Annotated in this window: 19 protein-coding genes; 10 read left to right on the plus strand and 9 right to left on the minus strand. The window is 69.9% G+C overall.

The genetic code is table 11. The features are described from left to right. Window positions 1-59: 59 nt before the first annotated feature. The 5 genes from rpsO (at window position 60) to EBN03_RS32290 (ending at window position 7,486) form a co-directional block, all read left to right on the plus strand. Window positions 60-329, plus strand: coding sequence for a 30S ribosomal protein S15 (gene rpsO, locus EBN03_RS32270; RefSeq protein ID WP_122191963.1), 270 nt, complete (start codon window positions 60-62; stop codon window positions 327-329). 407 nt (window positions 330-736) lie between these two features. Then, window positions 737-3,019, plus strand: a complete 2,283-nt coding sequence (locus EBN03_RS32275; RefSeq protein ID WP_122191964.1) for a polyribonucleotide nucleotidyltransferase — start codon at window positions 737-739, stop codon at window positions 3,017-3,019. Between the two features lie 70 nt (window positions 3,020-3,089). Further along, window positions 3,090-4,463, plus strand: coding sequence for a M16 family metallopeptidase (locus EBN03_RS32280; RefSeq protein ID WP_122191989.1), 1,374 nt, complete (start codon window positions 3,090-3,092; stop codon window positions 4,461-4,463). 213 nt (window positions 4,464-4,676) lie between these two features. Further along, complete coding sequence (locus EBN03_RS32285) at window positions 4,677-5,888, plus strand: MFS transporter (protein ID WP_122191965.1); 1,212 nt, start codon at window positions 4,677-4,679, stop codon at window positions 5,886-5,888. A gap of 179 nt (window positions 5,889-6,067) precedes the next feature. Then, on the plus strand, window positions 6,068-7,486 hold the full coding sequence (locus EBN03_RS32290; RefSeq protein ID WP_233608790.1) for a pentapeptide repeat-containing protein: 1,419 nt from the start codon (window positions 6,068-6,070) through the stop codon (window positions 7,484-7,486). On the opposite strand, the gene EBN03_RS32295 is transcribed toward EBN03_RS32290, so the two are convergent. After that, window positions 7,461-8,111 carry a class I SAM-dependent methyltransferase gene (locus tag EBN03_RS32295; protein ID WP_122191966.1) on the minus strand — a complete coding sequence of 217 codons (651 nt, stop codon included), beginning with the start codon at window positions 8,109-8,111 and terminating at the stop codon, window positions 7,461-7,463. The two genes, EBN03_RS32290 and EBN03_RS32295, sit on opposite strands and share 26 nt — an antisense overlap. Window positions 8,112-8,202: 91 nt before the next feature. Here EBN03_RS32295 and EBN03_RS32300 point away from each other — a divergent pair, with 91 nt between their 5' ends. The 4 genes from EBN03_RS32300 to EBN03_RS32315 all read left to right on the plus strand — a co-directional run bounded on the left by EBN03_RS32300 (window position 8,203) and on the right by EBN03_RS32315 (window position 11,388). Further along, a complete protein-coding gene (locus tag EBN03_RS32300; protein ID WP_122191967.1) occupies window positions 8,203-8,679 on the plus strand; it encodes a hypothetical protein in 477 nt (158 codons plus the stop codon). A 10-nt stretch (window positions 8,680-8,689) separates the two neighbouring features. Then, complete coding sequence (locus EBN03_RS32305) at window positions 8,690-9,802, plus strand: alcohol dehydrogenase catalytic domain-containing protein (RefSeq protein WP_122191968.1); 1,113 nt, start codon at window positions 8,690-8,692, stop codon at window positions 9,800-9,802. A gap of 195 nt (window positions 9,803-9,997) precedes the next feature. Then, on the plus strand, window positions 9,998-10,750 hold the full coding sequence (gene dapB / locus EBN03_RS32310) for a 4-hydroxy-tetrahydrodipicolinate reductase (RefSeq protein WP_233608793.1): 753 nt from the start codon (window positions 9,998-10,000) through the stop codon (window positions 10,748-10,750). A gap of 218 nt (window positions 10,751-10,968) precedes the next feature. Further along, on the plus strand, window positions 10,969-11,388 hold the full coding sequence (locus EBN03_RS32315; RefSeq protein ID WP_122191992.1) for a hypothetical protein: 420 nt from the start codon (window positions 10,969-10,971) through the stop codon (window positions 11,386-11,388). On the opposite strand, the gene puuE is transcribed toward EBN03_RS32315, so the two are convergent. The 8 genes from puuE to EBN03_RS32355 form a co-directional block, all read right to left on the minus strand. Next, window positions 11,385-12,308, minus strand: a complete 924-nt coding sequence (puuE, locus tag EBN03_RS32320; RefSeq protein WP_122191969.1) for an allantoinase PuuE — start codon at window positions 12,306-12,308, stop codon at window positions 11,385-11,387. The two genes, EBN03_RS32315 and puuE, sit on opposite strands and share 4 nt — an antisense overlap. A gap of 71 nt (window positions 12,309-12,379) precedes the next feature. Next, entirely contained in the window at window positions 12,380-13,213 is an 834-nt protein-coding gene (locus EBN03_RS32325) for a class I SAM-dependent methyltransferase (RefSeq protein ID WP_122191970.1), read from the minus strand. Between the two features lie 61 nt (window positions 13,214-13,274). Continuing rightward, a complete protein-coding gene (gene alc, locus EBN03_RS32330; protein ID WP_122191971.1) occupies window positions 13,275-14,270 on the minus strand; it encodes an allantoicase in 996 nt (331 codons plus the stop codon). Between the two features lie 109 nt (window positions 14,271-14,379). After that, entirely contained in the window at window positions 14,380-15,588 is a 1,209-nt protein-coding gene (locus EBN03_RS32335) for a DUF6986 family protein (protein WP_122191972.1), read from the minus strand. Next, window positions 15,585-16,340 (minus strand): aspartate/glutamate racemase family protein, encoded by a 756-nt coding sequence (locus EBN03_RS32340; protein ID WP_122191973.1) that lies wholly within the window; start codon window positions 16,338-16,340, stop codon window positions 15,585-15,587. Before EBN03_RS32340 ends, EBN03_RS32335 begins: the two co-directional genes overlap by 4 nt. After that, window positions 16,337-17,839 carry an NCS1 family nucleobase:cation symporter-1 gene (locus tag EBN03_RS32345; RefSeq protein ID WP_407671284.1) on the minus strand — a complete coding sequence of 501 codons (1,503 nt, stop codon included), beginning with the start codon at window positions 17,837-17,839 and terminating at the stop codon, window positions 16,337-16,339. Before EBN03_RS32345 ends, EBN03_RS32340 begins: the two co-directional genes overlap by 4 nt. Window positions 17,840-17,909: 70 nt before the next feature. Beyond that, a complete protein-coding gene (locus EBN03_RS32350; RefSeq protein ID WP_122191975.1) occupies window positions 17,910-18,632 on the minus strand; it encodes a GntR family transcriptional regulator in 723 nt (240 codons plus the stop codon). Window positions 18,633-18,684: 52 nt separating this feature from the next. Further along, window positions 18,685-19,101: a MarR family winged helix-turn-helix transcriptional regulator gene (locus EBN03_RS32355; protein ID WP_122191976.1), complete on the minus strand. Its 417-nt coding sequence runs from the start codon at window positions 19,099-19,101 to the stop codon at window positions 18,685-18,687. Window positions 19,102-19,201: 100 nt separating this feature from the next. Between EBN03_RS32355 and EBN03_RS32360 the strand changes: the two genes are divergently transcribed. Continuing rightward, window positions 19,202-20,605 (plus strand): DHA2 family efflux MFS transporter permease subunit, encoded by a 1,404-nt coding sequence (locus EBN03_RS32360; protein ID WP_233608791.1) that lies wholly within the window; start codon window positions 19,202-19,204, stop codon window positions 20,603-20,605. Window positions 20,606-20,780: the final 175 nt, after the last annotated feature.

Below are 20,780 nucleotides of genomic sequence, written 5' to 3' on the forward strand. Positions count from 1 at the left end.
GCTGCCCACCCGGGCTTGCCCGGTCATCATGAGCGCGGACTGGAACACCAGGAGACGACGTGGCGCTGACCACCGAGCAGAAGAAGGCGATCCTCGCCGAGTACGGCCTGCACGAGACGGACACCGGTTCGCCGGAGGCCCAGATCGCGATGCTGTCGAAGCGGATCGCCGACATCACCGAGCACCTCAAGAAGCACAAGCACGACCACCACACCCGCCACGGTCTGATGGCGCTGATCGGTCGTCGCAAGCGGCTGTCGAAGTACCTGCAGAACAAGGACATCGCGCGGTACCGCACGCTGATCGAGCGGCTCGGCCTGCGTCGCTGATCCTCGGCGCACAGACACGCTGAGTAGGACGACACACAGATCTGCAACCTAGGCAGTTCGCAAGACAGCCGACGGGGAGGCATAGAATCTCCCCGTCGGCTTGTCGTGTGTCCGGACCGGGAACGGTGGCGGGCACGACAGCACGACAACACACACAGCCGTAGACACGCTCGTTCGTGGCGTCGGTCTTCGGTAGTGGCCTTTCGACACGATGCGATGCGTCGTTGGGCTTCGATCGATGACCGCCTCCGCGCGTTCCCAAGGGGGAACAACCGGGCGTGCGCGGTGCAGCCACACGGGCTGCGACGCCCCGGCCGGGTACGGCTGACATCCCGCTGAGGGAACCATGCCGGATCGCGCAAGACGTGCGCTGGATCCGGCGAAGACGAGAGGTTGAGAACAGAACAATGGCAGAAACCAAGACCAGCTCCGCCGTCGAGGTCGAACCGGGCGTATTCGAGTCGGTCGCCCTCATCGACAACGGGAGCTACGGCACCCGCACCATCCGCTTCGAGACCGGCCGCCTCGCCAAGCAGGCCGCCGGCTCCGTGGTCGCCTACCTGGACGAGGAGACCATGCTGCTGTCGGCGACGACCGCCGGCAAGTCCCCGAAGGACCAGTTCGACTTCTTCCCGCTGACCGTCGACGTCGAAGAGCGCATGTACGCCGCGGGCCGCATCCCGGGCTCGTTCTTCCGTCGCGAGGGCCGGCCCTCCACCGACGCGATCCTGACCTGCCGCCTGATCGACCGGCCGCTGCGTCCGTCGTTCGTCGACGGCCTGCGCAACGAGATCCAGGTCGTGGTCACGGTCCTGTCGCTGGACCCGAAGGACCTCTACGACGTGGTCGCGATCAACGCGGCCTCGGCGTCCACCCAGATCGCCGGCCTGCCGTTCTCCGGCCCGGTCGGTGGCGTGCGTGTGGCGCTGATCGGTGGCCAGTGGGTCGCGTTCCCGACCGTCGAGCAGCTCGAGGGCGCGGTCTTCGACATGGTCGTGGCCGGTCGGGTGACCGAGTCCGGTGACGTCGCGATCATGATGGTCGAGGCCGAGGCCACCGACAACGTGCTCGAGCTGATCGACGGCGGCGCCACCGCCCCGACCGAGATCGTGGTGGCCGAGGGCCTCGAGGCGGCCAAGCCGTTCATCGCCCGCCTCTGCCGCGCGCAGGCCGACCTGGCCGAGCTGGCGGCGAAGCCGACCGGCGAGTTCCCGCTGTTCCTGCCCTACGAGCAGGACGTGTACCAGGTCGTCGAGAACACCGCCAAGACCCCGCTGGACGCGGCGCTGTCCATCGCCGACAAGCAGCAGCGTGAGGCCCGCATCGACGAGATCAAGCTCGAGGTGCTGTCCTCGATCGGCGAGGACTTCGCCGGTCGCGAGAAGGAGATCGGCGCGGCGTTCCGCTCGGTCACCAAGAAGCTTGTGCGCCAGCGCATCCTGACCGACGGCTTCCGCATCGACGGTCGTGGCGTGTCCGACATCCGGGCGTTGTCGGCCGAGGTCGCGGTCGTGCCGCGGGCGCACGGTTCGGCGCTGTTCGAGCGCGGCGAGACCCAGATCATGGGTGTCACCACGCTGGACATGGTGAAGATGGCCCAGCAGGTCGACTCGCTCGGCCCGGAGACCACCAAGCGCTACATGCACCACTACAACTTCCCGCCGTTCTCCACCGGTGAGACCGGCCGCGTCGGTTCGCCGAAGCGGCGCGAGATCGGCCACGGCGCGCTCGCCGAGCGCGCCCTGATGCCGGTGCTGCCCTCGCAGGAGGAGTTCCCGTACGCGATCCGTCAGGTGTCGGAAGCGTTGGGCTCCAACGGTTCCACCTCGATGGGTTCGGTGTGTGCCTCGACCCTGTCGCTGCTGAACGCCGGTGTGCCGCTGAAGGCGCCGGTCGCCGGTATCGCCATGGGCCTGGTGTCCGACGAGGTCACCAACACTGCTGGCGAGAAGGAGACCCGCTTCGTCGCGCTGACCGACATCCTCGGTGCCGAGGACGCGTTCGGTGACATGGACTTCAAGGTCGCCGGTACCCCGGAGTTCGTCACCGCGCTGCAGCTGGACACCAAGCTGGACGGTATCCCCTCGAAGGTGCTGGCCGGTGCGCTGAACCAGGCCCGCGACGCGCGCCTGACCATCCTGGACGTGATGGCCGAGGCCATCGCCACCCCGGACGAGATGAGCCCGTACGCCCCGCGCGTGACGGCCATCAAGATCCCGGTCGACAAGATCGGCGAGGTGATCGGGCCGAAGGGCAAGGTCATCAACCAGATCACCGAGGACACCGGCGCCAACATCTCCATCGAGGACGATGGCACCGTGTTCGTCGGCGCGACCGACGGCCCGTCGGCGCAGGCGGCGATCGACATGATCAACGCCATCGCGAACCCGCAGCTGCCGAAGGTCGGCGAGCGCTACCTGGGCACGGTCGTCAAGACCACCGCCTTCGGCGCGTTCGTCTCGCTGCTGCCGGGCCGCGACGGTCTGGTGCACATCTCGAAGCTGGGTAACGGCAAGCGGGTCGGCAAGGTCGAGGACGTGGTGAACGTCGGCGACAAGATCCGGGTCGAGATCGCCGACATCGACAACCGCGGCAAGATCTCGCTGGTTCCGGTCGAGGAGGAGTCCGCGGGCGTCTCGGACGAGGCCCCCGCCGACGAGGCCGCTGCGGCAGACGCCGGTGTCGAGTAATCATTACTGAGTGACGAAGAAGCAGGACGAGGCGGCCGGCGTGAACTCGCCGGCCGCCGCCCCCGCGGGTATGCGGGGCGATACCGCGGCTCGCACCGCCCCCTTGCTCGTATCCGGGCAAGGGGGCCCTGTGCTGCTATCCGCGGATTCCGCGGCCGACAGCGGGGTGCGGCGCACCGTGCTGCCGGGTGGGTTGCGCGTGGTGACCGAGCACGTGCCGGGCGTGCGTTCGGCGTCGGTCGGGGTGTGGGTCGGGGTCGGCTCGCGAGACGAGGGCCCGACGGTGGCCGGTGCCGCGCACTTCCTCGAACATCTGCTGTTCAAGTCGACACCCACGCGCTCGGCGCTGGATATCGCGCAGGCGGTCGACGCGGTCGGCGGGGAGCTGAACGCGTTCACCGCCAAGGAACAGACCTGCTACTACGCCCATGTGCTGGACGAGGATCTGCCGCTCGCGGTGGATCTGGTGTCGGACGTGGTGCTGCGCGGACTGTGCCGGGCCGAGGACGTGGCCGTCGAGCGCCAGGTGGTGCTGGAAGAGATCGCCATGCGTGACGACGACCCGGAGGACATCGTCGGCGACACCTTCCTGACCGCACTGTTCGGTGACCATCCGGTCGGGCGACCGGTGATCGGCACGGTCGAATCGATCGAGACCATGACGGCCGCGCAGCTGCGCGGCTTCCACCTGCGCCGGTACCGCCCGGACCGCATGGTGGTGGCGGTGGCCGGCAACATCGAGCACGAGCGGGTCGTCGAGCTGGTGCATCGCGCGTTCGGTGACCGGCTCGAGCCGGGCCTGGAACCGGCGCCGCGCCGCGAGGGCCGCTACCGCGCGCGCACCGAACCGCAACTGAAGTGGATCCACCGCGACAGCGAACAGGCTCATCTTGTGTTCGGGGTGCGGGCTTACGGTCGGCACGAGGGGCGGCTGCGCTGGCCGCTGTCGGTTTTGAACACCGTGCTCGGCGGCGGGCTGAGTTCTCGCCTGTTCCAAGAGATCCGGGAGGAACGCGGCTTGGCGTACTCGGTGTATTCGAGCGTGGACACCTACGCCGACACCGGCGCCTTCTCGGTGTATCTGGGTTGCCAGCCCGAAAACCTCAGTGAGGTAACCACTTTGGCTCGGGGCGTGTTGGAGGATGTCGCCGCGAACGGCATCACCGACGCGGAGTGCGCGCGGGCCAAGGGTTCCCTGCGTGGGGGACTGGTTCTGGGACTGGAGGATTCGGGCTCGCGGATGAACCGGATCGGCCGCAGCGAACTGTCCTACGGCAACCACCGCAGTGTGTCGGAGACGCTGGCGCGGATCGACACGGTGACCACCGAGGAGGTGTCGGCGGTGGCACGCACACTGCTGGCGCGGCCGTACGCGGTGGCGTTGGCGGGACCGTTCCAGCGGTCGCGTGATGTACCGGCGGCGGTGCGGAAGCTGGTTCGCTGAGCGGGGCGGCCGCTGCCTCGGGTGGCGCGAAAAGCCTTGGGACGACGCCGAAGGTCGTGCCCCGAGGCCGGAGGCTGTGCTCCGAGCGGGCGGTCGTGACGACGATCACGGATCATTAGCTCGGTTAACGGAATCAACGCGTTCGGTGGCAGGTTGGGTGTTGTGTAGCCGGGTGCCTGTTCCGGCTGCGTGATCATCCGATGGAGGGCACCGATGACAGCAGCCGCCGCAATCCCGGCCGATTCCGAGGTCGGACGCCGCAGCCAGCGCTGGGCGTACGGGCTGATCCTGCTGGCCAGCGCGGTCGCGCTCGGCGTTTCCGGTGCTCCCGCGCCGCTGTACGGGCTGTACCAGAAGGAATGGCATTTCTCGCCGCTCACCACCACGATCGTGTTCGCGGTGTACGCCGTGGCCGCCCTCGCCGCGGTGCTCGTGTCGGGCCGCATATCCGACTCGGTCGGCCGCAAGCCCGTGCTGATCGGCTCCTTCGTCACCATGGTCGCCGGCCTCGTTGTGTTCCTGCTCGCCGACAATGTGGCGATGCTGCTGGTGGCCCGCGCCCTGCACGGGATGGCGGTCGGCGCGACGGTCGTGGCCGGCGCCGCCGCCCTGCTGGACATGCGGCCGCAACAGGGTGCGCGGTCGGGCCAGTTGAGCGGCGTGGCCTTCAATCTCGGTATGTCGGTGGCGATCCTGGGTTCGGCGGCGCTGGCGCAGTACGCGCCGCACCCGCTGCGCACGCCCTACGTGGTGATCACCCTGCTGTGCCTGCTCATCGCCGCCGGGCTGGTCGCCATGGAGGAGACCCACGCCCACCGCGTACCCGGGCCCATCCGGATCGCGAAACCCGCTGTGCCGGGCGAGATCCGCGGTGACTTCTGGTTCTCCGCGGTCGGTGTGATGGCCTCCTGGTCGGTGCTGGGCGTGCTGCTGTCGCTGTATCCCGGGCTGGCCGCGCAGAAGACCGGGGTGCACAACCTGGTCTTCGGTGGCGCGGTGGTGGCCGCGACCGCGACCGCGGGGGCGCTGGCCCAGCTGACGGCGAGCGGGATCCCGGCCCGCCGCGCGGCCGTCATCGGCGACGTCGGTATGGCGGTGTCACTGCTGCTGACCATCCCGGCGCTGAACAGCCACAACTGGATCGTGGTACTCGCCGCCGGTGTGCTGCTGGGTGGCACCTTCGGGCTCGCGTTCGGTGGGTCGTTGCGGCACCTGTCGACGGTGGTACCGCAGGACAAGCGCGGCGAGACCATGTCGGCCTACTACCTGCTCGCCTACTCGGCCATGGCGTTGCCCACCGTGCTCGCGGGGTGGGCGGCCACGCAGTGGGGGATGTCGCGGATCTTCGCGCCCTTCGTGCTGGTGGTCGCGGGAGCGTGTGTGCTGGCCGCGGTACTCGGTCTGCGCAGTGGGCGCCGGGCCTGATCCGGTGAGGTTCGCCGGTGGACCCGGGATAGGGCCGAATCGTCTGTCGGCGTGCGGAACTCGCATAGCGTGACGGTCCGCGCATCGGCTCGCTAGGGTCGGGGTTTGGGTTAGGCTCGAAATCGCGTGTCTGCTCACGGTTTCGGGCCGCGCGCGGGATTCGCGGAAAGGCGGGCGGCGTGAGGACCTGGGTGGCCGGACGTCTGCATCGGTCGGCGTTGCTGGTCAATGTGGTCGGGGTGGTGCTCGGCGGGCTGGTGGTCGTCGCGGCGACGTGGGGACTGCTGCGGCTGCTGCTCGGGGTGCACTCGGAGCCGCCGAACCAGCTCGATCTGACCAAGATCGCGTTGTCGGTGACCGCGGGCATCGGTGGTGCGGTGGCCCTGGTCGTGGCCTACCGGCGGCAGCGCGACAACGAGCGGGGCCGGTTCGCGGAACTGTTCGGGGCGGCGGCGAAACAGCTCGGCGATCCCGATGTCGCGGTGCGGATCGCGGGCGTGTACGCGATGGCCGGGGTGGCGGACGAGTTCAGTGCGCCCGCCCGACGGCAGCAGTGCGTCGACGTGCTGTGCGGGTACCTGCGGCTGCCCTTCGACCCGGCCGACGGCGGCAACCATCTGACCACGCGGAAGTCGCGGCGGACCGCGGACGGCACCGAACACGAGGAGACGTTTGGGATCCGGCAGAACGACAGCCGGGTGCGGCGGACGATCGTGGCGGTGATCGTGCGGCATCTCCGGCCCGGCGCCGAAAACTCGTGGTCGGACTGCAATTTCAACTTCGAGGACGCCGTGCTGGAAGACGCGGACTTCCGGTTCGCGGTCTTCGCGGGGCGGCACACGCATTTCCGTGGGGCCAGGTTCGTCGGCACCCGGTTGACCAACTTCTCACAGGTCCGATTCGTGGGGCGGCACATCAGTTTTCACAGTGCGCGCTTCGAGCAGCCGGTGTGGTTCCAGGCAACGCGTTTCGTCTCCGACCCGAGCAGTAACTCCGATCTGGACGGGCGGTCGGGCGTCAGTTTCAAGCGGGCGGTCTTCACCGCCGAGACCAACTTCGAGGGCGCCGAATTCGGTGGTCCCCGAGTGCGATTCACCGACGCGACGTTCGCCGGCGCCGAGACCGCGTTCACCGGCGCCCGGTTCCACGCCGACCTGGTGTCCTTCCAGGACGCCACCTTCACCGGCGCCGGCGTCCGGTTCAGTGAGACGTCCTTCGAGGGGCGGCGAATCAGTTTCGCGGGCACCGGTTTCCGTGCCCTGCGCACGGCGTTCGACGATGCCCGGCTGGGTGGGCGCGGCCGGCTGCGGCGGCCGTCGACCAACGAGATCGACTTCCGCGGCGCCCAGTTCCGCAATTCGGTCTCGTTCGCCGACACCGTCGTCGACGGGAAGTCCGCCGACTTCTCCGGGGCGGACTTCGCGGGCGATATCTCGTTCCGCCGCACCCGGTTCGACGCCCGTGCGGTCAGCTTCGACGCTCCCGTCGCCTGGGACGGCGTGTTCACCGACTGGGACGCCGAGCCCGAACGCCGGCAGCCCGGCCACATCACCCCCGAGGTGTGGCCACCCGTTACCGGTGGCGGTGCGCCACAGTGATCACGTCGGGCACCAGCCAGTTCGGCAGCTTGCGGCTGATCCGGCGCTGATCGGTCACGGTGAAACCGGCCTCGTCCAGCAGCATTCGCGTCTCGGCCGGGGACGGCGTATGCGCCGGTGAGAGCGAGTGGCGGGTGAGCTCCTGCAGCGGCCGCACGAGCGGGCCGTCGAAGTGCACGGTGGCGATCACGACGAGGCCGCCGGGTTCGAGCACCCGCGCGAACTCCCGCAGGGCCGCGGGCTGGTCGAAGAAGTGGAAGGCGGTGGTGGTCACCACCGCGTCCAGTGCGCGGTCCTCGAAAGGCAACTCCTCGGCGCAGGATTCGAGCCAGGTGATTCGGTTCGAGCGCGCCCGGGCCTGGGCCAGCATCCCGGCCGATGGATCCACCCCGAACACCTGCTCCGGTGCCAGCACCCGATCGATGCGGGTGGTGAGAACGCCGGTGCCGCAACCGATGTCGGCGACCCGCCGCGACCGGGCGGCGCGCAATTCGGCGATCGCCTCGTCCTGCGGCGGCTGGTACACCACACGCTGCAGGAGGGGGAAGTCGTAGGCCTGGGCCAGCCGGTCGAAGGACCCGGTGATCAGGTCGTTGAAGCCTCTGGTCGCGGTGGTGGTCTTCATAAGCACGCCTCGTCGCTGAGTTTTGCCGATACGGCGATTATGCTCCCCTGCGCATCTGTTCGCGTGACGTGCGTTGCCGGAAGGAGGTCGGGTGTCCAACTCCACAGTGATCAAATTCGGTGATCGGTGGTTGGAGGCGTACGACGTGAGCCGGTCGGTCCTGTTGACCGAGACGGCCCGGGTGGGGGAACAGTGGACCGGACCGGCCTGGCTGCCGCAGGTCCTACGGCACCTCCGGTTGACCGCCGGCATCTGCGACCTGGCCTGGCTGATCGACCGGGACTGGCCGCGCGAAGGACTGGACACCCTGATCCGGCTGCTCGAGGCCGCCAACCAGCGGCTCTTGCGCCGCGGAGTGATCACCGCGGCCGAAGCCCGGGAGCTGTGGCCCGCCGACGATCAGTCCCGGCTCACCTGGCAGCCCGGCGAGGTACTGCCGGCGGAGTCGGTAGTCGCGCTCGGAGAAACGGTGATCGCCCTGATCCGGGGCACGCTCCCACCGGACCCGCCGGGTGCGCCGCACTGCTACGGGTCCGATCGCTACCGGGAACTGGTCCACCCCCGGTAGCGTCGGGCGTATGCGGATTCGTGGAGCTGTCCTGGACCGAATCGGTGCGCCGGCGCCGTACGCCGAGTCGCGGCCGATCTCCGTCACCGACCTCGAATTGGCCGAGCCCGGGCCCGGCGAACTGCTGGTGCGGATCGAGGCAGCCGGGTTGTGTCACTCGGACCTGTCGGTGGTGGACGGCAACCGGGTCCGCCCGGTCCCGATGCTGCTCGGACACGAGGCGGCCGGGCGGATCGAGGCGATCGGCGGCGACAGCGACCTGCGGATCGGGCAGCGGGTCGTCATGACCTTTCTGCCGCGCTGCGGTGACTGCGCCGGCTGCGCGACCGGCGGCCGCACCCCGTGCGTGCCCGGCAGCGTGGCCAACAATGCCGGTGAACTGCTCGGCGGCGGGCGCCGATTGCGGCGCGACGGGGAAACCGTGCATCACCATCTGGGGGTGTCCGGGTTCGCTACGCACGCGGTGGTGGACCGCCGCTCGGTGGTGCCCGTCGAGGACGACGTACCGCCGGAAGTGGCAGCGGTGCTGGGCTGCGCGGTGCTCACCGGCGGTGGGGCGCTGCTGAATTCGGCGAAGCCGGTGGCCCGGGACCGGATCATGGTGGTGGGCTTGGGCGGTGTCGGGATGGCCGCGGTGCTGGTCGCCGCGTCGCTGCGTGCCGAGCTCGGCTGCGAGGTGATCGCGGTGGACACCGTTCCCGAAAAACTGAAGCTGGCAAGGGAATTGGGTGCGACGGCGGCCTACACCCCGGTCGAGCTGGCCGAGCAGGGTATCGTCGCCGAAGCGGTCGTCGAGGCCGCCGGCAACGTGCGGGCCTTCGAGACCGCGGTCGCCGCCACCGCCCCCGGCGGCATCACTGTCACCGTCGGCCTGCCCAATCCCGAAGCGCGCGCGAGCATCTCGCCGCTCGGCCTGGTCGCCCAGGGCCGCACCATCGCGGGCAGCTACCTCGGTTCCGCGGTCCCGTCTCGCGACATCCCCACCTACGTACGAATGTGGCGAGCCGGCCGGCTGCCGATCGAACAGCTGATCTCGTCCCGCATCGAGCTGGCCGACGTGAACGCCGCCATGGACGACCTGGCCGCCGGCCACGGCCTACGCCAAGTCATCATCTTCGACTGACTCGCCCGGCCGCCTCGGTTGCTGATCACGCGACGACACCCAGCTTCCTCGGCAGTGAGCGCGCTGTGGTGCATGCGTTCAGGCCGGATTTCGTACATCACTGCGCACTCGACGAGTCGGGGGGTGTCGGGGGTGATGGGTGGGCGCAGTAGGCTCGGCCGGGAGTAGTGGCGCGAGGTGAGTGAGGAGTTCACGGTGGCGGACCGGATCAAGGTGGGTGTGCTCGGGGCGCAGGGCAAGGTCGGGCAGGCGATCTGTGCGGCGGTCGAGGCGGCGGCCGATCTGGAGTTCGTGGCCGGCGTGGACAAGGGTGAGGACCTGGCGGCGTTCAGCGCGGCCGGTGCGCAGGTGGTCGTGGACTTCACGCACCCCGACGTGGTGATGGGCAACCTGAAGTGGTTGGTGGAGCACGGTATTCACGCCGTCGTCGGCACCACCGGCTTCGATGCCGGCCGGCTCGACGAGGTGCGGAGCTGGCTGGCCGGGCAGCCCGAGGTCGGTGTGCTGATCGCGCCGAACTTCGCCATCGGCGCGGTGCTGTCCATGCGGTTCGCCGAGCAGGCCGCCCGCTGGTTCGAATCCGTCGAGGTCATCGAGCTGCACCACCCGAACAAGGCCGACGCGCCGTCCGGCACCGCCTACCGCACCGCCGGCATAATCGCGGCCGCGCGCGCCGAGGCCGGGGTCGGCCCCAGCCCGGACGCCACCACCACCGAGCTGGAAGGCGCTCGCGGCGCCGACGTCGACGGGGTGCGGGTGCACTCGGTGCGTCTCGCGGGCCTCGTCGCCCACCAGGAGGTGCTGTTCGGCACCCAGGGCGAGACCCTGACCATCCGCCACGACTCCATCGACCGCAACTCCTTCGCGCCCGGCGTGCTGCTGGGTGTGCGGCGGATCGGCGCACTGCCCGGCCTGACCGTGGGCCTCGACCCGCTGCTGGATCTGTGAGCGAACGCGGCGACGACCGGGCCGCGGCGGACGACTCCGGCCGGGTCGGGCACCACGACCCGGCAGCCGGAGGGCCCGCCGCGAACCCGGCGGACGAGCCCGGCCGGGTCGGCGACCACGACGCGGCGGCGGGCGGAACCGCTGCGGACCCGGCCGACGAGCGCGGTCAGGCTCGGCAGGTCGTCTGGACCGTGGGCGTCATCGTCGTGCTGGTCCTGATGATGGCGTTCTACTTCCTGCTGCTCGGCCGGGAAGCGCTGGACATGATCCACGACGGCCGGCCCGCCTTCCTCGGCTTCGGTATCGGGCTGCTGTTGCTGCCGCTGGTCGGCGTCTGGGTGGTGTACTCGACGCTGCGGGCCGCGCTCGCCCATCAGCGGCTGGCGCGCCGCATGCACGACGAGGGCGGCGAGCTGGACACCTCCGGTCTGCCGCGCGACCGTCGCGGGCGCATCGACCGGGACGCCGCGGTGGCCCTGTTCGAGCAGGTGAAGGCCGAATGGGAGGCCGACCCCGAGAACTGGCGCACCAACTATCGCGCCGCGCGGGCCTACGACTACGCCGGTGACCGCACCCGCGCCCGCGAAACCATGCGCCGCGCAGTCGAATTGGAGCGCGCGGAGCGCACCCGCGGCTAGCCCCGCGGCGGGTGGACTCGCGCCCAGTGCTCGGCGATCTCGATCCGGCGGGCGAACCATACGCGCTCGTGCGAACGCGCGTAGTCGAGGAACCGGTGCAGGGCGGCGGCACGGGCCGGGCGCCCCGCGAGGCGGCAGTGCAGGCCGATCGACAGCATCTTCGGGGCGCCCGCGGCGCCCTCGGCGTAGAGGACGTCGAACGCGTCCCGCAGGTAGCCGTAGAACTCGTCCCCGTTGGCGAAGCCGGCGGGGGAGGAGAACCGCATGTCGTTGGCTTCGAGGGTGTACGGGACGACGAGGTGGGCAGCCGTTTCCGGCGTGCGCACCCAGTACGGCAGGTCGTCGGCGTAGGAGTCGGAGTCGTAGGCGAAACCGCCGTGCTCGATCACCAGCCGCCGGGTGCACGGCGAGTCCCGGCCGGTGTACCAGCCGCGCGGCGGGGCACCGAACAGCTTTGTCATGATCCGGACCGCCTCCGCCAGATGGGCGCGCTCGGTGTCCTCGTCGACCTCCTGATAGGAGATCCAGCGCAGTCCGTGACAGGCGACCTCGTGGCCGAGTGCCTGAAAAGCCGCTACCGCCTCGGGATTTCGTTCCAGCGCCCGCGCGACCCCGAAGATCGTCAGCGGGATGTCGCGGTCGGCGAACGCGCGCAGTACCCGCCACAGCCCGGCCCGCGACCCGTACTCGTAGATCGATTCCATGCTCAGGTGCCGGTCCGGGAACGCTTGCGCCGGAACGATATCGGAGAGGAACGTCTCCGAGGCGGGATCGCCGTCGAGGACGGTGTTCTCCCCGCCTTCCTCGTAGTTGAGCACGAACTGCACCGCGATCAGGGCGTCGCCCGGCCACTGTGGATCGGGTGGGTTCGGGCCGTACCCGACGAGATCACGTGGGTATCCGGGGGTTTCCGCCGCCATCGTCGCTCCTTCGGGTCGTTCGCTCGGGTCTCGGGTCTCGGGTGCCGCGTGTCACGGCCTGCGCAGGGAGATCACGCCGGCGGCGCGGAGTCGGTGCGGAACCGCGCCAGGCCGAAACCCTTGGGCAGTACGCGATGTAGCACCGGCAGCAGGACGCGGTAGCCGCGCGGCAGCGACCGGCGCAGGGCGGGCGGTGGGTCGGTGATCGCGCGAGAATCGGTGACGCGCAAGCCTTGTGCGGCGAACGACTCCGGTTCGCCGCCGGTCCAGGCCCAGCGCGCGTCCATCGCGCCCTTGTCGGCCATGCGGTGCTGGTGACGCATCATGTCGGCACTGTAGTGGTCGAAGAGCACCGTGGCATCCGGGAAGCGGGCGGCGACAGCGGTGAGCGCGGCGCGCACCTCCGCCTCCGGAAGGTACAACAGCACGCCCTCGGCGACGAAACAGTACGGTCCGGGCAGGGCGGCGACGAGGTCGAACCAGCTGTCGTCGAGGGCCGAGGCGGCCACCATGCGGCGACGTTCGGTATCTGTGAAGAAGTGCCGCCGCAGGGCGATGGTGTCGGCCAGATCGAGATCGAGCCAGTGCACCCGGCCGTTATCCACCCGCTCGAAACGGGCGTTGAGGCCGGTGCCGATCTCCACGACGGTGCCGTCCGGGTGCGCGGCGAGGAACTCCCGCACCCAGGTGTCGAGGATGGCGGTGCGCAGCACGGTGGGTTCCGGTCCGCGCCGGGAGCCCCTGGTCAGGCTCGCCGACGGATTGTCCAGCGCGGCCATGATCTCGACCGCTTTCGGGTCGACCAGGATCGGCTTGGGTTTCACCGACTCCCGGGCCCGGCCCGCGAGGGTGATGAGCAGTGTCTCCTGCACGGTGCCGAGCTCCACGGGTATCAACTGGTCCATACCTCGATTCAGCCACAGCCGCGGCGATCGCGCATCGGCAGCGGGGATGGGACCGCGACCGTCACAGGTCCGGCCCGGTCGCGGTGCGGGTGCCGAACAGGCGCAGGCGGGACAGGCCGCCGTCGGGGTAGGTGTCCAGGCGCACCTCGGTGACCGGGTCGGCCGGGGTGAGCCGGAAGCGGTGGCGGGTGTCGGGGAGCAGGGGGGTGCGGGGGAGCAGGTCGACGGTGGTGCCGTCGGCGCGGAAGCCGGTGAGGGCGGCGGCGCCGGGGGCGTTGTGCAGGAAGTAGGAGGTGTCGATCTCGGCCGCCGTGAGTATGCCTTCGCCGGCCAGCCGGACCCGCACCCAGTCGTTGCCGCCGCCGCGCCGGCGAGCGGTCTCCCAGCCCTCACCCATCGACCGCGCGGGGCCGGGCAGCAGCAGCTGTTGCGGATGGGAGTAGAACAGGTTGGAGCAATCGGTCACGCGGCCACCGTGTTCCAGCGCGGCCAGGTCGAACGGACCCGAATCCATCCAGCGCAGATCGGGTTTCGCGATCCCGTGCACCCGCAGCCGCGCCACCCCGCCGTCGGGATAGATGCGTAGCCGCACGTGGGTGAAGCGGCCCGGTTCGGTGACCTCGAAGGGGTTCGGGGTGTCACCCCGCACCGCGGCCCGGGGTACCAGGGGCGTCCAGTCGTCGCGGGCAGCGATCGCCGGGCCGGTCGGATAACCCTCCACCGCTACGGCTTCCACCGAGACCTCGGGTGGATAGTTGCCCTTGAACCACGCGGTGTCCACGACCACCCCGTGCACGACGCCGGGCACCCCGAGCCGCACGATCGCGGTGTCGCAGTCGTCGGCGGCGGGGGACGCGCCGCCGGGTCCGCGCCGCCGGCGGGTCTCCCAGCCGTCGTACACCTGGCCGCGGTGCCCGAAGGTCGCCGGACGGAATCCGGCGGGCTCGGGCAGCACGAGATGTTCCTTCTCGGCGAAGGATTCGTCGTCCGCCCAGATCACCGCGCCACCCAGGGAGCGCAGGGCCAGGTCGGGAAGGGCGGTGAATTCGGTGGTCATCGGGAAGCTCCTTCGGTACGCGCGACCGGGTTCACGATCGCGTGGGTGAGCGGGTCGACGACGCTCGGCCGGGTGCGGGCGGGTGCGACGGTCGGGCCGGCGGTGGCGGTCACCACGGGCGCTCCCGATTGCGCAGCCGGGTGAGCACATCCACGCCCGCCGCCGGGACCAAGGCCGTGACCTCAGCGGGATCGAAAGCGCCGCAGTCGATTCCGCGCAGGACCACGGTGGCCAGGGCTTGGGCGGTGGCCGGTTCGTCGACGACGGGTCCGCCGAGGCCGCGCAGGTAACGGTCGATGCGGGGTGCGGCCGCGGTGAGGGCGCCGCGGAAGAAGGCGTAGGTGGCCGCCCAACGGGTGACCAGGTGGCCCGGATGCATGTCCCAGCCCTGGTAGTAGCCGCGTTCCAACGCACGCGTCACCAGGCGGTAGTGCCGGGTGAGGGCGGCGCGGACCTCGGTGTCGGTACCGATGGGCAGCACCTGGGTGGAACCGTCGCACACCCACACCCCGGTCTGCGCGGCCGCCGCCTGCATGACCGACTTGGCGTGATCGGCGGCGGGATGCTCCAGCGACTGGAACTGTGGGGCGACCCCGCAGGCCGCGCTGTAATCGTAGGTGCCGTAATGCAATCCGCTGCAGCGCCCAGCCGAGCGGGCGATCGCCACGGCCACCGGCGCGGTGCCGTCGGCCGCGACCACCGCCTGCGGACTCTCGATCTGCAGTTCGAAACGCAATGCGCCGGAAGGTAATCCGTGCGCCGCCTCCAGCAGCTCACACAGCCGGACGGCGATGTCGACCTGGTCGGCCGACCGCAGCTTGGGCACGGTGAACACGAAGCCGGGCGGTACCCCACCCGCCCCTTCGAGAACCAGGTCCAGAGTTCGTGTGGCGCGGGCGAATTCGGCACCGGTCAGGCCCTTGATCCGGACGCCCCGCCCCGGGATCGCCAACTGCGCCAGGACGCGGCCCGCGCGCACCGCGTCGTGGTCCTCGGCCGCGTCGGCACGGGTGCCGTATCCGTCCTCGAAATCCAGCCGCAGATCCTGGATCGGATCCCGGCCGATCCGGCCCAGCGCCGCGGCCACCACCTCGGGACCGGCGAGCTCGGTCAGCAACTCGCGATGCCGGTCGGCCAGATCCAGCGCGACCGCGGCCCAACGCTGCGGCACGGTCGAATCGGCGTCGGCCGCCGAGACGTAGGCGGTGTGGATCGGCTGGCCCGGCCGGTCGCCGGGATAGCGCCGGGCGAGGTCGCCGTCGACCCGGCGGACCGAGTCACCCAGTTCCTCGACAGCCGCTGTGGTCAACCGTGTCACCGGCGGTCTCCTTCCACCCCCGGCTCGGTCAGCGCGTAGTCCGACAGCAGTCCGGTGTACTCCTTGGCCGGCGGCCTCGCGAACTCGCCACGTCCGGATTTCCGCAGGCCCATCGTCACCAGCGACTGTACGGCCAGGGTCGCCGCGACCACGCCGTCCACGACCGGCATGCCGCATTCCGCGGTCAGATAGGCGCAGAAGTCGGCCATCCCGGCGCAGCCGAGCACGATGGCATCGGAGTCGTCGGCCGCCGCCGCGGCCCGGCAGGCCGCGGCGATCTCCGAGCGCACCGCCGGATCCTCCAGCCCCAGGACCGGGATCCCGGTCGGGTGGACGCCCCGGCAGAACCGGCGCATGCCGTACCGGTCGGCCAGGTCCCAGGTCTGGCCCACGGACCGGCCCAGCGTGGTGACCACGCTGAACCCGCGCCCGAGATGGCTCGCGGTCCGCATGGCCGCCTCGGCGATCCCGACCACCGGCCCGCAGGCGAGCTCCCGGGCCGCGTACAGCCCCGGATCGCCGAAGCACGCGACGACATACCCGTCGACCCCCTCGGCCTCCCCGCGCGCGATCTCGGCGAGCAGGCCCGGCACCGCGAGCGCCTCGTCGTAGTGCGATTCGATCGACGCCGGTCCCATCGTCGCGGTGACCGCCTCCACGATCGTTTGCGGGCCGGCCACTTTCTCGGCGCACTGCTGCACGGCCGCGGTCATGCTCGCGGTGGTGTTGGGGTTGACGAGGCGGATCCTCATACCGCGGAACTCCCTTCGACGGCCTTCGGGGCGGCGAGCGGGCCGCGAGTGGACAGCACCAGGTAGGTGACCAGAGCGACGGCGCAGCCGATGAACCAGCTGTACTGGGCCGCGGTGTACATGCCGCGCAGCTGGTCGGCGAGTACCGGGAACACCGCGAACGCCGCACCGGCCACGGTGGCGACGATCGCAACCGGATTGAATCCGCCGCGGTACCAATAGGTTCCGCTCTCCGACCGGGTGAACAGGTCGTCGACGACGATCCGCTGCTGCCGCACCAGGTAGTAGTCGCTGATCAGGACCCCGAACAGCGGGCCGATGAAGGCGCCCAGCACCTCCAGCGTGTAGTGGATGACCTCGGGGTTGTTGTAGAGGTTCCACGGGGTGATCAGCAGGGAGCCGACCGCGGCGATCATGCCGCCGGCCCGCCAGCTGATCCGCTGCGGATCCACGTGGGAGAAGTCGAACGCGGGGGAGATGAAGTTCGCCACGATGTTGATGCCGACGGTGGCGAGGGTGAACGTCAACGCGCCCAGCACGATCGCGAACGTCGAGTCGATCTTGGCGACCGTCTGGACCGGGTCGGTGATCAGCTTGCCGTACACCGGGACGGTCAGCGAGGCGGTGATCACGACCAGCAGCGAGAACAGCAGGAAGTTCACCGGCAGGCCCAGCAGGTTGCCGCGTTTGACCGCCGCGTAGGAGCGCCCGTAGCGGGCGAAGTCACCGAAGTTCAGCATCGGGCCGGAGAAGTAGGAGACCACCAGCGCGATGGCACCCAGCATGACCGGCACCGCCGACCAGCCGGTGTGCGTCACCGCGGACAGGTTCAGGTCGACCGCGCCGAAGCCGGCCTTGTGGATCAGATAGCCGGTGAGCAGGAACATCACGACATACACCGCGGGACCGCAGAATTCGATGAACCGGCGGATCGACTCCATGCCGCGCCAGAACACGCACGCCTGCACCACCCAGAGCAGCAGGAAACTGCCCCAGCCCAGCGTGGACAGCCCGAGGAATCCGTGATCGGCCACCACGGCGAACCGCGCCAGACTCGGAAACAGTTTCACCAGAACGACATCCAGCGCGGCCGAGGCCAGGAAGGTCTGGATTCCGTACCACGCCACCGCGATCAGGCCGCGGATGATGGCGGGGATATTGGCACCCAGCACACCGAACGCGCTCCGGCACACGACCGGATACGGCACGCCCGTGGTCTGGCTCGGCTTGGCGACCAGGTTGACGAAGCCCTGCACGATCACGATGCCCACGACGAGCGCGATCAATACCTGCCAGCCCGCCAGGCCGAGCGCGAAAAGGCTTCCGGCGGTGACATACCCGCCGACACTGTGCACGTCCGACATCCAGAACGCGAAGATGTCGTAGCTGCCCCACGTCTGTTTCCGCAGCGGAGCGAGATCGTCGTTGGTGAGCCGGGGGTCGTAGGAGGCGGGTAAGTCCGCGGTGGCCGGGGCGGCGATATCGCTCATTGCGCACATCCGATCGTGCTCGGTCAAGTAATGATGAGCAGAACGGTAGGTAGCGCGCATTGCTTCGGTGTTGCCCGAACTATATATCTTCGGCCGCCAGCAGTCCGGTGTCCGTCGGCAAACCGGCGACCACTCCGTTGAGCCTGGTGTGATGACGTTCGGCTGCCGCCAGCAATCCTTCCGCATCGCCCGCCAGGAAGGCCGCCAGCTGCCGGGCGTGATCGTCCTGCAGCACCGCGCGTTCGGCGGCGCTGACGTGCACCATCGGCTGGACCGGCTCGGTGATGTTCCACGCGTATTCGAGCATGTGCACCAGCCGGGCCATCCCGGACGGCCGGGTCAGGGCGAGATGGAAGATGCGGGACTCGCGGTGATAGGCGGCCGGATCGTCCTCGCGCACAGCGGCTTCCAGTCGGGCGTGCGACTCGGCGGCGAGCCGGTGATCGTCGGGTCCGGCGCGCAGGACCGCGGCAGCCAGCGCGGTGCTCTCCAGCTGTTCGCGTACCAGGTAGAGCTCGCGCAGTTCGCGCACGGTGAGCTGGGTGACGGTGTAGCCGCAGTGCTGGCGATGTTCGACCAGGCCTTCCCCGATCAGGGTCTGCAGGGATTCCCGGACCGGGATCGGGCTGACGGCGTACCGCTCGGAGAACTCGCGCAGCGGCAACATGGTGCGCGGCGGCAGATTTCCGTCCAGGATCAGCCGGCGGAGATGTTCGAGGATCTCCTGCTGGGTGTATCCGCGCCGCGGATCTCGCGGCGGGAGGACCGTGGGCAGGCGGGGCAGGCGGGACCGGGGTGGCATCGGGTCACGGTAACGGCCCTGGCCGATTTCCGCTCGTCGGCGGATTTCGCGGCTACTCGCCGATCGCCTTGAGGGCCAGCCGGTGCAGGGTTCGGCGTTCCTCGGCGGTGAGCCGGTAGAGGAGCCGGTCGGCGGCCTCCTTGAGGCGTTCGTCGGTGCGCGCCACCATGTCCCGGCCGGCCTTGGTGATGCTCAGCCGGTACTTGCGGCGGTCCTCGGTGTCGCGGGCGCGCACCACGTATCCGGCGCGTTCCAGGCCGTCTATCAGGCGCACGACCTCGCTGCGGTCGATGGCGAGTGCGTCGGAGACCTGTTGCTGGGTGAGGTCGGACTGTTCGGCCAGATAGCTGAGCACCCAGTGGTCGCGCAGGGAGGTGTTCACCTCGGCGTGAATGGCCTTGTGCAGGCGGCCGAACACGTAGGTGGGGTGCTGCAGGAGGCTGCGCGGGAACTCGGCTCCGAGGGACACCGCCCGATTCTACCCACTGTTGAGAATATCTATTGTGGGGGATCTCAACGATTGTTAACCTCAACAGCAGATCTGCTCCACTACTTATCGGGAGGGTGCGGTGACTACTGCCACCGAATCGCGCGTCGAACCGATCCCCGCCGCCGTCTGGCGCGTCGCGGGGGTCGTCGTGTTCGGCGCGATCATGGGGATGCTCGACACATCCCTGATCAATGTGGGTCTCGACCGGATCAGCGCGGATCTGGGCGCGACCCTCGATGCCGCGCAATGGATCGCCAGCGCCTACCTGGTCGCGCTGGCCGTCACGCTGCCGCTGTGTGGCTGGCTGGGCCGGGTGGTCGGTGCCGACCGGTTGTGGCTGGGTGCGCTGGCCGGGTTCACCGTCACCTCCGGGCTGTGCGCGCTCGCGCCGTCGGTCGGCTGGCTGATCGTGGCGCGGATCGCGCAGGGGCTGGCCGCCGGCTTCCTGGTCCCGGCCGGGCAGACCCTGATCGGCCAGGTCGCCGGTCCGCACCGGCTCGGCCGGGTGATGAGCGTGGTCGGGATCGCGGTCGTCGCCGCGCCCGCCATCGGGCCGACGGTCGGCGGGCTGCTGCTGCAGCACTTCAGCTGGCCGTGGCTGTTTCTGATCAACCTGCCGCTGGGTGTCGTGGCCTTCGTGCTGGGTGTGCGGCTGCTGCCGGCCAGCGCGCGGACCGGATTCACGCCGCTGGACAGCACCGGCTTCGTACTGGTCGCCTCCGGGCTGTCGCTGCTGGTGTACGGGCTGGGTGCGTTCGGCACCGAGGGCCGCTTCGGCGCGCCGCGGGTGTGGATTCCGGTCGTGGTCGGCGCGGTCGCGCTGGCGGGCTTCCTGATCCGCTCGGCCGGGCGGGCGGACGCGATCCTGGACATCGGCCTGTTCCGCAACCGGGTGTTCGCGGCCGCGGGTGCGGCGAACTTCTTCGCCGGTCTGGCCATGTACGGCGGAATGCTGTTGCTGCCCTTGTACTTCCAGATCCTGCGCGGGGAAGGGCTGGTGTCCACCGGGTTGCTGCTGTTCTCCTTCGGGCTCGGCGGGGTCATCGCGCTGCCCGCCGGCGGCCGGCTCACCGACCGCTTCGGTGGCGGAATCGTCTCCGTCGCAGGCAATCTCGTCACCGCGCTGGTGACGGTACCGTTCGTCTTCGGGGACGCGTCGACGAATCTCGTACTGGTGCAGGTGCTGCTGTTCGTCCGCGGACTGGCGGCCGGCCTGACCGCGATGCCGGCGGTGACCGCCGCCTACGCCTCGGTCGGGCGGGAGAAGCTCGCCGACGCGGCCTCGCTGGTGAATATCCTGATGCGCGTGGGCGGTTCGGCCGGGGTGGCGTTGCTGGCGGTGGTGCTGGTGCAGTCCGCGCGGTCCGGTGCGCCGCTGGTCAGCGGATACCACCAGGCCTTCGGCTGGCTGACGGCCGCGACAGTGGTGGCGCTGGGCGCCTCGGTCGTGCTCTGGCGAGCCGAGCGCCGGTCTGCCGCCTGACGGCGTCCGGTCCGCGAGGGTGCCGGTGGAAAGCGGGCTTGTCGGAAGGCAATTCGGTTGCTAGCCTTCCCGAGTCGCCGAACGACAGCCGTTCGACTCGCTAGGAGGTGAGACCCGATGTACGTACGACCCCTGGGTGCTCCCTCCCTTCACGGCTGAGCAGACAACGCTGCGC

The organism is Nocardia stercoris, assembly GCF_003696265.1.
Taxonomy (GTDB): domain Bacteria; phylum Actinomycetota; class Actinomycetes; order Mycobacteriales; family Mycobacteriaceae; genus Nocardia; species Nocardia stercoris.

Coding starts and splice junctions, on each gene's coding strand:
- EBN03_RS32275 (WP_122191964.1), top strand. CDS start 737: ATGGCAGAAACCAAGACCAGCTCCGCCGTCGAGGTCGAACCGGGCGTA.
- EBN03_RS32280 (WP_122191989.1), top strand. CDS start 3,090: ATGCGGGGCGATACCGCGGCTCGCACCGCCCCCTTGCTCGTATCCGGG.
- EBN03_RS32285 (WP_122191965.1), top strand. CDS start 4,677: ATGACAGCAGCCGCCGCAATCCCGGCCGATTCCGAGGTCGGACGCCGC.
- EBN03_RS32295 (WP_122191966.1), bottom strand. CDS start 8,111: ATGAAGACCACCACCGCGACCAGAGGCTTCAACGACCTGATCACCGGG.
- EBN03_RS32305 (WP_122191968.1), top strand. CDS start 8,690: ATGCGGATTCGTGGAGCTGTCCTGGACCGAATCGGTGCGCCGGCGCCG.
- EBN03_RS32315 (WP_122191992.1), top strand. CDS start 10,969: ATGATGGCGTTCTACTTCCTGCTGCTCGGCCGGGAAGCGCTGGACATG.
- puuE (WP_122191969.1), bottom strand. CDS start 12,308: ATGGCGGCGGAAACCCCCGGATACCCACGTGATCTCGTCGGGTACGGC.
- EBN03_RS32325 (WP_122191970.1), bottom strand. CDS start 13,213: ATGGACCAGTTGATACCCGTGGAGCTCGGCACCGTGCAGGAGACACTG.
- alc (WP_122191971.1), bottom strand. CDS start 14,270: ATGACCACCGAATTCACCGCCCTTCCCGACCTGGCCCTGCGCTCCCTG.
- EBN03_RS32340 (WP_122191973.1), bottom strand. CDS start 16,340: ATGAGGATCCGCCTCGTCAACCCCAACACCACCGCGAGCATGACCGCG.
- EBN03_RS32345 (WP_407671284.1), bottom strand. CDS start 17,839: ATGTGCGCAATGAGCGATATCGCCGCCCCGGCCACCGCGGACTTACCC.
- EBN03_RS32350 (WP_122191975.1), bottom strand. CDS start 18,632: ATGCCACCCCGGTCCCGCCTGCCCCGCCTGCCCACGGTCCTCCCGCCG.